The 11987-nt window shown below is 42.6% G+C and carries 9 protein-coding genes; 4 read left to right on the forward strand and 5 right to left on the reverse strand.

Annotation, left to right across the window (positions count from 1 at the left end):
- Window positions 1–245 precede the first annotated feature (245 nt).
- Complete coding sequence (locus ACJJH9_RS13030) at window positions 246–3362, forward strand: cellulose binding domain-containing protein (protein ID WP_444923026.1); 3117 nt, start codon at window positions 246–248, stop codon at window positions 3360–3362.
- Window positions 3363–3418: 56 nt separating this feature from the next.
- Here the strand turns inward: ACJJH9_RS13030 and ACJJH9_RS13035 are convergent, their stop codons facing one another.
- The 3 genes from ACJJH9_RS13035 to ACJJH9_RS13045 form a co-directional block, all read right to left on the reverse strand.
- Complete coding sequence (locus ACJJH9_RS13035; RefSeq protein ID WP_444923027.1) at window positions 3419–3835, reverse strand: nuclear transport factor 2 family protein; 417 nt, start codon at window positions 3833–3835, stop codon at window positions 3419–3421.
- Window positions 3832–5181, reverse strand: coding sequence for a 3-carboxy-cis,cis-muconate cycloisomerase (pcaB, locus tag ACJJH9_RS13040; RefSeq protein WP_444923028.1), 1350 nt, complete (start codon window positions 5179–5181; stop codon window positions 3832–3834). The genes ACJJH9_RS13035 and pcaB overlap by 4 nt, the downstream gene beginning before the upstream one ends.
- Window positions 5182–5416: 235 nt before the next feature.
- Window positions 5417–5659 (reverse strand): hypothetical protein, encoded by a 243-nt coding sequence (locus ACJJH9_RS13045; RefSeq protein ID WP_444923029.1) that lies wholly within the window; start codon window positions 5657–5659, stop codon window positions 5417–5419.
- A gap of 988 nt (window positions 5660–6647) precedes the next feature.
- Between ACJJH9_RS13045 and ACJJH9_RS13050 the strand changes: the two genes are divergently transcribed.
- From ACJJH9_RS13050 to ACJJH9_RS13060, 3 genes are read left to right on the forward strand one after another with little or no spacing between them, the layout of a single operon-like run.
- Window positions 6648–7346: an iron-containing redox enzyme family protein gene (locus tag ACJJH9_RS13050; protein WP_444923030.1), complete on the forward strand. Its 699-nt coding sequence runs from the start codon at window positions 6648–6650 to the stop codon at window positions 7344–7346.
- Window positions 7324–8094, forward strand: coding sequence for a class I SAM-dependent methyltransferase (locus tag ACJJH9_RS13055; RefSeq protein WP_444923031.1), 771 nt, complete (start codon window positions 7324–7326; stop codon window positions 8092–8094). The genes ACJJH9_RS13050 and ACJJH9_RS13055 overlap by 23 nt, the downstream gene beginning before the upstream one ends.
- Window positions 8087–9022, forward strand: coding sequence for a TauD/TfdA family dioxygenase (locus ACJJH9_RS13060; protein ID WP_252082514.1), 936 nt, complete (start codon window positions 8087–8089; stop codon window positions 9020–9022). The genes ACJJH9_RS13055 and ACJJH9_RS13060 overlap by 8 nt, the downstream gene beginning before the upstream one ends.
- Before the next feature lie 91 nt (window positions 9023–9113).
- Here ACJJH9_RS13060 and ACJJH9_RS13065 read toward each other — a convergent pair whose 3' ends face one another.
- On the reverse strand, window positions 9114–10073 hold the full coding sequence (locus ACJJH9_RS13065; protein ID WP_444923032.1) for a DUF2279 domain-containing protein: 960 nt from the start codon (window positions 10071–10073) through the stop codon (window positions 9114–9116).
- A gap of 426 nt (window positions 10074–10499) precedes the next feature.
- Complete coding sequence (locus tag ACJJH9_RS13070; RefSeq protein ID WP_444923033.1) at window positions 10500–11258, reverse strand: thiaminase II/PqqC family protein; 759 nt, start codon at window positions 11256–11258, stop codon at window positions 10500–10502.
- Window positions 11259–11987: the final 729 nt, after the last annotated feature.

Below are 11987 nucleotides of genomic sequence, written 5' to 3' on the forward strand. Positions count from 1 at the left end.
GTAATGAAAAAAAAGACCGATAAAACTCATAGGCTTCCAGTAAACAATCACTGAGGAATGCTGGGAAGGGGATCAAAGTATGGCCAGGTCTTTTCCGGATAAAATGACCTACAAATGGGATAAAATAGAGAAAAATATACCTTGGCTATTTAGTCATGAAAATCCCGATATTCCAGAAAGAAACTTTATTGCTCAGAAAGGGCCCTAAGATGAGTTGCAAATAATGAATAAGCAGTGGTTAGCAAATGCGTATTAAATTACTCAAAGCGGGTTTCACCTCCCTATTCTTACTCGGCATCACACCTCTCTCCATGGCCGCAACCAACTGTAAGGTCAATATGGTTGTCCAAAGTCAATGGGATAAGGGCTATATGGCCTCTGTAGTGGTCCGTAATACTGGCACAGAGCCTATTAATGGCTGGAACCTTGATTGGCAATGGCCCGGAGACCAGGTAATTGACGGCTCCTGGAATGCCAAAATTTCCCAAAATGGCAATACTGCAACAGCGGAAGGTACAGGTGACTTTGCCAATATTCCTGTGGGTGAGGCTCGCTCTTTTGGCTTTAATATCGCCTACTCTGGAGGAACACAAGTCCCCTCCAAAATCAATGCCAGTTGTCAGAATCAGCAAACCCCTCCACCGACAACATCAGAGCCACCGAAAACCAGCCCGCCCTTATCAGCAATAGAGAGCTACAACTATATTTTGGGCACCCAGACTATCAGCCCTAAGTACAGTTTCACAGGCGAAGGCTCTCTAGTGGAATCCGCTAAAGCCATCCGCGCAATGGGGTCCAACCTACTTAAGATCGCCCTGTCTACCGGCTTGTACGATGAGCTTAACGGCTTGGGCCTTGACTACCAGTTCAAACGGATGCTGGAAGAAGTACCCGCTTACCGAGAGGTGCTTGATATGGACTTCTCCCACTATATGTTCTGGGTGGAGGACTCCGGATCTTGGATGGACAATAAAGGCATGTCTCAGGAAGAGCTCACCTGGCAGTACGATAAGATTTATGCGATGGCCGAGTATCTGTTAACGAAATACAGCGGCTCAGGTAAAACGTTTATGATCGGTCATTGGGAGGGCGACTGGAACCTCGTGCAAAAAGCCGATGGAACACGGGACGACAACCAAGTGAAGATTGATCCGCTGCGTATTCAGGGATTGATCGACTGGCTCAATATTCGCCAAAAAGCCATTGAAGATGCCAAGGCCAATATTCCCCACTCCAACGTCAACTTGTATCACTATGTAGAGGTGAATCGGGTTGAATCCGCAATGCAGGGTAAAGAGCGCATCACCAACGCCGTGTTACCACACACCAATGTCGACCTCGTTTCCTACTCAGCCTATGATCTGACTACCAAAGAGAAACATTCTGATTTTGCCACCCTACACGCCGAGCTAACCAAAGCACTGGACTTTATTGAGTCAAAACTGCCGCAAAAAACTGGCCTGCCCTTCGAAAAGCGGGTGTTTATCGGTGAATACGGTTACGGTGAATCTTGGTTTAAAGACTGGGGCACCCGCTCTGGTGAAGCGCAAGATATGTTGTCTCGCAATGTAATTAAAACCTCTCTTGAGTGGGGCTCTCCCTTTATTCTTTACTGGCAGATGTACGGGAACGAATACGATAGCTGGATTAAAGAATTTGTCGGTTACTGGTTGATTGATAACAATGGCAATAAAAAGGAGATTTATCAAACCCACAAGAATTTTTACACTGATGCCAAGAGCTATCTAAATAACTATCACACCAAGCAGGGGGCTTTACCCTCAGAGTCTGAATTCCGCGCTTTTGCCCTAAAATGGTTTGAATCCTCTACTGCTACTAAACCTGACAACACCACTGAGCCCACATCAGGTACGAACACTGGGAACGGCACTAATACTGGAACTGAGCCAACACCCGCAACACCCACAGAGCAACCCCAAGCCTCAGGTCAATGTACGGTGGAATACGCCATTCAAAATGACTGGGGTAATGGATTTATGGCCAATGTTGTTATACGCAATACCGGGGATCAGCCACTGGATGCTTGGCAAATAAAATGGCAATGGCCGGGCAACCAAAAAGTAACCCATTTTTGGAATGCTGAGGTGGTTGACCACTCTGGCTCAGTAACCGCTAGCGGCCAGGATGTTATTCCACCAGGAGAGGCACGTGCCTTTGGATTTAATGGCGAGTATAGCGGAACCAATAGTCAGCCAACTCTTACTGCCACCTGCCAAGCCAGCGGTTCATCCCAGGTTGGCACCGGCAATCAAGCAACTCCCCCCGTAGCCGGAAACCAACCCGACGATCGCGGAAGCTCCTCTCAGGATGGTGCCGGTAAAATCAAACTTTGGTTTATCGGGGATTCAATCACCTATGGTATGACCACCCTGCCCTACAACTCAATGGGGTTCCGCTCACAAATCTGGCAGCAAATCGTCGAGGCCTCTGATGGGAAATCCAGCTTTCCCCTAAGCAGTAGCGATAATAACGGCAGCCTGACCATTAGCTATAATGGTCAGCCCGTAGAAACTATTGGTACTGTGAGTGGCCCAACCGGACCCGATGGAGTAGAGAAGAAGACTGGAAATTACTGGCATACCGGAATTCCTGGAGCAAGTACGAGCGATATGCAGTGCTTTCTTAATCCTACAGGCCATCAAATCCCAGCAGGTTATAGCTCTGCCAGCTGCGCAGATGCTATTGCCTACTTTAATTCTGTCGTTACTGAAATGTGTCGTGAAAGTGGTAACAGCGCAGGGTGGTTAGACAACCAAACCTGCCCATTAAACCTAAATCTGGCGGCATCAGATGCTATTATTGTGCCTATCCAGCTGGGCACAAACGATATCACCCATCTCAACCGGAATGGTGCTACCCAATGTAGTGCGGCTCCGAAGGCTGGGAGTCTAACGGCCAAGCGCCTAGACGAAGTAGTGGAAAGCATTATCTCTAGCAATAATACTCGAGATAAAACAACGTTGGTGGGCAAAATATACAGCCACCTAAGTGCAATGGGTATACCGGATAATAAAATTGCCTTTGTAATTTCCACCATTCCCCGTAGAACGAACTTGGATGGTCAGGATCCTTCCAACCATTGTACGGACTATTACAACATGAAAATCAAGAGTACTATTGCTAGTATCACTCCTCCGGTAAAGATTCTTCTTGTTGATCAGGGCAATATTGTACCGACAGGTGATTCTGTACACCCAACAACAGCCGGACATAAAGTTATGGCCTGCAACTTGCTGTATGGCTATAACTATGGGCACTCAGAAAAATTTAACTGTCCTACCCCCAATAGCACACCAAAAACTGGTTTACTGCAAGCTTTTGCTACTGTATCAGTAAAATAGCCTCTATTAGAAAGGAGTTCTAAAAATTCCAGCATCTATTAAAAAATAGAAGTGATTTATTGCGGAGCATTTTTGCAAGATGTAAAGTCCCCATGAATTGGTGCGGTATCATAAATAATTGTTACAGCCATAAAAGTACTGAAATCTTCCGTTAAATCGAAGAGGTCTACCACATCAATTGTGGCCGGACCTCTTCCTTCTACTGACCGGGTATAGCTAAGATGTAATGCAACTTGGTTAGTCTTTAACACACCCGAAAATATATTGTTCAGTTTCATAGCACGATCACTAATTGACTGAAAAATATAGGAATAAAAACTCTCTACTGAGCATTTCCCAAAAATTGGCGAATAGACCAAAGCATGTTCTGTAAACAGTGAAAGAAGTGTATCCAAGTCCCCCCGCTCCAAGGCAGATAGATATTGGTAACAGAGCTGCTCGGTCTCTTTAGTATCTACAGATTTCTTCATCATTTATCTTGCCTAGCCAAAGTTCGATCCACCATCTCACCACAAAGCCCAAGGTAATTATTGGGATCAAGCAGCTTATCCACTTCATTATCGGTTAAGGCCTTAGAAACCTCATTATTCTCCTTTAATAGATCCGCAAATGGTCGATCAGTTTCCATTGCTTGACAGCAAATTTTGTAAACAAGATCGTGAGCTTTCTCACGGCCAATCTTTGGGCCTAGCCCCATCATCACCGCTTCAGAAGAAACCAAACCTCCAGTCATCTGTAAATTTCGCATCATATTATCTGGGTGTACATTGAGACCCCGCAACGCGAACTTCGCCTGTGCCAATGCCGCAGCGGATAAACAAAAGATTTCAGGAAGAACCACCCACTCAATCTCCCAGGTTCCCGTCGCACGCTCGTGGTCTTCCTCCATAGCATTGAGTAACGCCGCCACCTGTTGTCGCACAATGGGCACTATTCCACTCATATATACTGAGGAAACTGGATTGTGCTTTTGCGGCATAGTGCTAGAAGCACCGCGCCCCGCAGTGAAGGGCTCCGTTACCTCCCCGACTTCTGTCTGTGCCATCAGTTTGATATCTAGGGCTATCTTACTCAGAGTGCCGGTGATTAGCCCCAATAGGCAGGCGACTTCAGCTATCCGATCACGCATGGTATGCCAGGCGATAACAGGCATAGCGAGATTAAGCTCCTTCATAAGTCCAGCCTGCACCTCTAGGCCTTGATCTCCCAAGGAGGCTAGGTTTCCCGCAGCACCACCAAATTCCCCGACTAGGACTCGTTTCTTAATTTCTGCAAGCCGTTGCTGGTGCCGATGAAAACCCGCTAACCACACAGCTGCTTTATAGCCAAAGGTTATTGGTACAGCTTGTTGAAGGTTACTTCTCGCAACCATTGGCGTATCCCGGTAATCTTCGGCTAGAGAGGCCAGCGCACCGGCGATTTCATCTACTTCCGTCTCCACAAGCTTTAATGCTGCACGAATCTGCAATACAGTAGCGGTGTCGGTAATGTCCTGAGTTGTTGTGCCCCAGTGGCACCACTGCCCTAGATCACCTTTACAACGCTCAACTAACTGCTGTACAACTCCAAATACCGGGTAGCCAATTAACTCTGTCTGGGATCTCAACTGCTCAAGGTCAATATCTTCAGCACGACAATGTTGGCAAATCTCATCTGCTGCCTCTTTGGGAATGATATCAAGTCTCGCCTGTACCCTGGCCAAGGCAGCCTCTACATCCAAGTAGTACTGAACTCTTTGCCGATCAGAAAAGATCTCACTCATGGCAGGAGTGCTAAAGAGACCAGAAAAGACCTGCGAGTCTATAAGAGTTGCAGCCATTGTTAACCTCCCAAATAACAGGTAACAGCAGCGCTTTAAAGCAAAGTGTAATAATCAAGAAGAGCATAAAATGAGGCAAATACAAGCATCAGTGTGCATATGCCACATTTTCTTTAAAGAGTAGACAATAGTCCCAACTTTCAGAGACATTGGTATGATCCATAGCTGGTAAACTTAACCGGGTCAAATTAAGAAACTATGTAATCAAATTGAAGCAAAGTTGAGATATTCGGCGCTAACCAGCACCTAGGCCAAATGCTAAGTATCCGGTAATAGCCAACAGGAGCAGAAGCCCAATTAATCCCGCCCGACCAGGTAATTCTGTAGGTGATGACTGTATGTTTTTTTCACGTACATAGGTGTTAACAATTATTCTTGCTTCTTTAAGATTAATATTCTTGTATTCACGCAGAAGCTTCATAGCTTGAATCATTTGGCCACTTTCAATTGCATCAACTACATCTTCTTCCAATTTCATCATTGGTCCAATTACCGCTCAAGGAACTATAATTTTGGCATATAAAATATGAAAATTCATGGAATCTACTATAGTTATGTCGAACCATTCCTATTAGTGTAATTGGTTCTATAAGAACATCTCCTCAAGAACCTGACTACAAACACCCACAAATTCTTAAATAATCTTTAATGTTACTGACTGAAAAAATAAACTATGTACTCTATAACCACCTAGGGCAAGCCGCCACTAAATCCTTTTTTGGAAACCCTAAAGACAACAACGTTAAAGCACCTAGATCACACAAAAATATTACCAGTGAGACTTACAAGTGCGACAACTATACCCTTTTCATACATCGACCAACACAAGAGCAACCCCCTTTAACCCAATAAGATATTGAAATCATTGATTTAGATCAATAACCCGCATCTCAATACAGGAAACCAAAAAATATAAAACATCAAAAAATGAAGCCATTAACAACCAGAAAGCCTACAACTGCATCAATCAAAAACGATAAAATACAAAATAAAAAGGATACTCTTGAAATATTTTTGAGCACAAAAAAATCATTCACCATTCAAAAGAAAACAAAACAAACACTAAACCTGCATCAACTCTCTCTTAAAAAAAGCAAATACCCCGAAATAGGTATAGAGATCTAACCACCAAGAATCACAGCTAACAAAAAACCATAAAATAAGAAGCGTCCATGGGAAATCAATTACAATTTAACAATTGCCAATAAAAATCCAACTTCGTATACTGAAATTCTATCAAAAAACAATAAATTTAAAGCTAGTGGGCACAGGATGTGCATTGACAACCTGAAAAGCAAACAAGCTATACCGTCAACATCTAGAAAAGGAATTTTAACATTAAAACGAGCAACACAAGCCGAGTTTGGCTGGAAGATCTATCCGAGGAAGTACTTAACCATAGGGCTGTAAATCATACCTATTTAATACAGTTTAGTGAGGCATCCCTGCCAAACTTTCCTTATGTTGTGGCTGATTTTGCACAACAATACAACCTATACACATCCCGATTTATTAACTTATTAAGTGCAGCCATCTCCAAGCTGACCATTCCGGAGCACCGAAATATACTCTTGGAAAACCTGAACGAAGAATCTGGTAATTATGAGGAGGATGAACTCCGAATACTAAATCACCATGGAATAGATCCAAGGTGGATAAAAAATATCCCCCATGCTGATCTTTTTACTCGCTTTAAAGAAAAGGTCACATGGGGTAAACAAGAAACACCTCTTTCGGATGATGCAATTATCTGGTATGACATGCTTTCAATGGTATTACTTTATGGCTCTACCGAGGAAGCAATAGGAGCTTTAGGGATAGGAACAGAGCATGTAGTAAGTACAATTTATCCATATATAGAAAAGGGGTTGAAGCATTTACCTGAAATTCAGCCCAAGGACTACTGCTTCTTTTCCGTTCACACTCTAATCGACGATGATCATGCTGAGAGTCTCAACCAGATCGCATTAACTTTTGCCGAGACAGAGGAAGGAAGGAGGCGTCTTCGCCAGGGTGCAACTAAGGCTCTGAATTTAAGAGCTGCTTTTTGGGATGGCATGCTTGCACGAGCATACAACATTACAAAAATCATCAACAACAATTATAACTCGACAACCACACAAGTATCAGGAGTGGCTCAGGATGAACCAACCTATATCAACTGAATCAATTTATAATGCACAAGCCACAAATTGGCTTAGATCAGAAAAAATACTGTTGAGCGACTTCACGGCAAGACCTCGTGTTTTAGAGGCTCTGGGCAAAATCAAAGAGCAAGATATCCTAGACTTTGGCTGTGGAGAGGGCTATGTATCACGCATGCTGATAGAGGCTGGTGTCAAGTCAATTTTTGGAGTTGACTCTTCTGCTGAAATGATAGCTCAAGCACAATCGATGGCTAAGGAACTCAAGCTATCTAATGCAACTTATACCGTAGGCAATGCAGTTTCATTTAATCAATTTCCACAAACCAGATTCGACAAGGCCATTGCCGTATTCCTTTTCAATTACCTGACTATCGAAGAAATGACTCAGGTAATGAGTAAAGTACGCTCTTTGCTGGTAGCAGGTGGTACTTTTGTCTTTACCGTACCCCATCCATGCCTCCCCTTTATGAGGGAAGAAAGCCCACCGTTTTACTTTGAACATGGTGAAAAATCTTATCTCGACGGTATAAATAAGACCTTTGAGGGGAAAATCTGGCGTAGAGATGGTGTCCCGGTCTCTGTTCGCTGTGTACATAAAACCTTTGCACACTACTTCGAAGCCCTTGCTAAAGCCGGCTTTAACAGCCTACCCGAAGTCAAAGAATTAGCTGTAACAGATGAACATCTAGCATTTGACCCTGAATTTTTTGGTCCACTAAAAGGCTATCCACTGCATGTGTTATTTAAGGTGAAAGTAAATGATTGATATAGCACCTGACGAGACTATCCGTGCGCAGGCATGGACAGCCGCAGAGTTGGAAGCTAAACCCAACTGGAAATTTAATTGGCCTAATGACTGGCCAAATGAAATCAAAGCCCTGCAAGAATGGTCTAAAGAGCAGGACAACCCTATTCGGGCTTTGCAAGCAGATTCTGTTGCCACTCCTCAGTTTGATCAGCTCGCCCAAAAAATCAAAAGTGAAATCCATGAAGGCAATGGTGTTACTTGGATTCGAGGAGTAAAAGGCTTTGATCAAACAACACTAAATCTTCTGTTTCTCAAAATCAGCCTGGCAATGGGGCAGACTATTGATACCTACGGTAGACTCTACGGCATTTTAGATACGGGCAAAAGCTATAAAGACGAAGCCATTCCTGTTTCACAAACTAACGCAGCAACTGGTGTACATACAGATAGCTCACAACGAGCCATACAACCAAATATTTTAGGGCTCTGCTGTATTACCCCCGCGATTCAAGGTGGTAAATCTAAAGTAGTTTCTGCAGCCCAGGTACATCAAAATCTCAAGAAACAGGCACCTAAAAAGCTAGAGCTGCTCTACAAGAATTACATTCGAGATCTTGTCACACCAGGGAGCGATAAAGATATCCAGAATATTCTGAACAATCATTTCCCGATTTTCAGCTATGCCAATGGCAAAATTTCTATCCGCTATATGCGCTACTGGATAGAGAAAGGCCATCAACGAGTCAATAATCCCTTAACCGCAGAGGTACTTCAAGCACTGGATCTTCTTGATGGAGAACTAAATAACAAAGAAAATGTTGTTAGCTTTTATATGAATTCTGGCGATATGATTTTTATTGACAATACTAGAGTCTTGCACGATCGCGATGAATTTATAGACACACCCGAGCAAAAACGAATATATACAAGGGTGTGGATAGATTAAGTGCTTACAGGCTCCAGGAGAATCTTCTCCGGGGGCCTGACAATTAGGTGCATTAGTCTACTGGGTAAGTAATTATAATGTCGGATCCGATTTAATCATTCTCACTAGCAACATAAGTATGAGGAAGCTGAATATATTCAAAAAACTTTCGCCCAAATCGGCCTCCAGTACTCTCTCTAACTCCAGGCCTGCCAAAAAGCAGCTCCCCTATATTCACCCCAACCCCAACATAGAGCTCTCTACGCAAAGGGTCGTCTCGTTCTTTTTCTTTCAAAGTGAAACCCCGAGCAAAGTAACCCCCATGTAACTCCAGATAATTAAGAGGATTTCTCCGTGATAAGCCAAAGCCACTTAACTTTAAGGCCAGTAGATATTTTTGCCCCGAGTAATCTGAGTGTGGCTTAAAGCCAGAGCGATTACCCGATGGAAGATATTCTAGACGAAAATCCAGCTTTTCCCTAAGCCCGGGGATATTCCGTCTCAGGTAAGAGATTCCTACCCCCGCAGTATTGGCAACAACATCCTCCCAGGCAAAGCCATGCTCCTTAGAGTAACCATCGCCCAACTCCACAAATAACATACTCAGCCAAGCTAGAGTAACTGCACTAGCCTCCGCCCCTACAGCATTATCAGCCTTGCAGTGAATGGCATCTGTAAAGAATTCACTGAGAAGATAGCTCCCATAGACATGACCGAGCTTATCCATACCACCATTGGCAGTATCATCCTCAAAGAAACCCTCACTAGTTGTACCAAAACTACTAGATCCCCAGTCCCAATCCACTAAACCAATCGCTAAAGTGGAAACAGCTACCCCTGCAGCCTCAAATGGAATGGTAGAAAGATGCTGCTTGAATTTAGGCAGTTTAAAGCCATGCCATCTAGAATCAGCCACCGGATACTGCTGTACACAACCAAATCTTTGTGATTCTTCTAAAGACACTGAATAAAGGTCTACAGGGCTGGTCACCTCTTTAGCTAACCCCTCAAAGCTCCACATAGCAAAAAGCATGACCAAAGAAATTCTCTGAGCTATTACACGATTCATCATTTCCATTTATTCCTTTAATAGGAAAATCCGACTTAAACTTTTATCACACTCAAGGGTAAGTGTTGTATGACAAAGCAAGCTACCTTAGCAATAAAGCCAAACTTGATAGCTCAACCTTCCTTATTATCTCTACATATACCAATCATTAAGCATAGAAATAAATATAGACAAGGTCCAGAAACAGACCTAAAGGTGATTATTGCGCCAAAAAAGTGGGGCGGAGCATATTGAATCAACTGATTTTATTACTGGAACAACTCATTTCAAGACAATGCATCAGCATATAAACACCGCCCCATGAGGGTAAGGCATCTATAAAGGTAATGTAATTTATTTAATATGAATAATCGACTAACCGTCAAGTATTGGCGCTTTAAATTAAAGATTAGCAAAAATCAACGTCAAACAACATTACATAATAAAAATTTACTGTCTATCAATACTTGAAAGTGCACTCCAAAAATTACTCTCATAGGCTTGAATAAGCCTTACGCGAGTTTCAATATCCGACTCACTTACTCCGGAAGCCAAGCCTTGTGCCACTATAGCTATAGCCTGCTCTCTAAAATCAGAAGGTAAAGTGCTAAAATTGATTAAGAACTCCAACTGACTATCAGACAATCCCTTATGTTGTTTAAGTGCTTTTGCCATACGGCCGACATTTTTACCAAAACTTTGAAAGTTGATTAAAAGAGCTGCCGCAATCTCTGCAGGTTGCGCATAATTTGCCAGCCATGTTGTATAAGCTGGATACGCCTGTGCTCCAGCTAGTGGACGATACCTGGCAATTTGACTTTCCGAGATATTAAGCGCCTGAATGAGAGCCGGTAATTGCTCACTGGCTGACATTTCATTAACCACTAAACGATAAAAGAATTTGTTAGTCACTTTACTTGAAGAATCACCGAATCGATGCAATGAGAGTGCGTTACTGCGAAGGTCAGATTGAATAATCAAACGCTGTTCCAATGCAAAAGCGTTTATAACTGACATTGACAACTCATTCTTCTCTAGCTTCTGGAGAATGACAGGAACTTCATTACTAAGATATTTCTTTTCAAGCCGCTGAATTAACTCCTCGGCCTTATTTCGCTCTTCCTTAACAGCCTCAGCTACAGAATCCGCCATAGCCATTACAAAGAAAGTCACAATAACCACCATCCTGGCAAAAAATTCTAAAGTCACCTTATGGCATCCCCGCAATTAAAACATTAAGTGTAGCACCCTTTAGGAGGTTTAATTAAGCCGCCTCAAGAAACCTCAAAAGATAATGTAGATAAATTACCATCAGAGGAGATATCATTCATTTAAAATTAACAAGAGACATAAATCGCTACCAGCAAGACGAAACTGCTTTCATTAAAAATGAATAAATTTTCCTTACACAAAAACGTTCAAAACTGATATTTAGCCGGCCCCACATATTCACCTCAATAAACAACACAGTTTATATTAAGTACGCAGGAAAACCCTCTACTAAACCTTGAATTTAACTTTAATTTACCGATCACAGGATAAAGAGATCGGTGATCTCAACCTCAACTAGGTCAAGCCGCGAAAATTACCATTGGAGTTTAATTGGAAACTAGCTTTACCAGAATAAAAACTTGTACGGAAGGGTCAGAACCCACAGATGATTTCCAACATTCATAAAGTAAAGTTAACACTGCCTCACTTTCTCTAACTGTTGTCATAATCATTAAGTAAATTTTATCACCACCCCTAACGGCATCTGAGCCTTTCTATTAGGACACAGTTTAATAACCACACTCTATCACTGGACTATCAGTTAAAAACTACTTAATCCTCCCTAACCTTCAAAATATTTATCTCAAGCCTCGTCACTCATACAATAAAAATTTGTGAAATAAAAAAGAAAGTCATTTGAAATGGCATATAAAAATATATTTCACT

The organism is Microbulbifer mixtoriginis (SeqCode) (assembly GCF_052466715.1).

What these genes read in the sequence shown, in the direction of transcription:
- ACJJH9_RS13030 (WP_444923026.1), top strand. Translation starts at nt 246, where the DNA reads ATGCGTATTAAATTACTCAAAGCGGGTTTCACCTCCCTATTCTTACTC.
- ACJJH9_RS13055 (WP_444923031.1), top strand. Translation starts at nt 7,324, where the DNA reads ATGAACCAACCTATATCAACTGAATCAATTTATAATGCACAAGCCACA.
- ACJJH9_RS13035 (WP_444923027.1), bottom strand. Translation starts at nt 3,835, where the DNA reads ATGATGAAGAAATCTGTAGATACTAAAGAGACCGAGCAGCTCTGTTAC.
- ACJJH9_RS13060 (WP_252082514.1), top strand. Translation starts at nt 8,087, where the DNA reads ATGATTGATATAGCACCTGACGAGACTATCCGTGCGCAGGCATGGACA.
- pcaB (WP_444923028.1), bottom strand. Translation starts at nt 5,181, where the DNA reads ATGGCTGCAACTCTTATAGACTCGCAGGTCTTTTCTGGTCTCTTTAGC.
- ACJJH9_RS13065 (WP_444923032.1), bottom strand. Translation starts at nt 10,073, where the DNA reads ATGATGAATCGTGTAATAGCTCAGAGAATTTCTTTGGTCATGCTTTTT.
- ACJJH9_RS13045 (WP_444923029.1), bottom strand. Translation starts at nt 5,659, where the DNA reads ATGAAATTGGAAGAAGATGTAGTTGATGCAATTGAAAGTGGCCAAATG.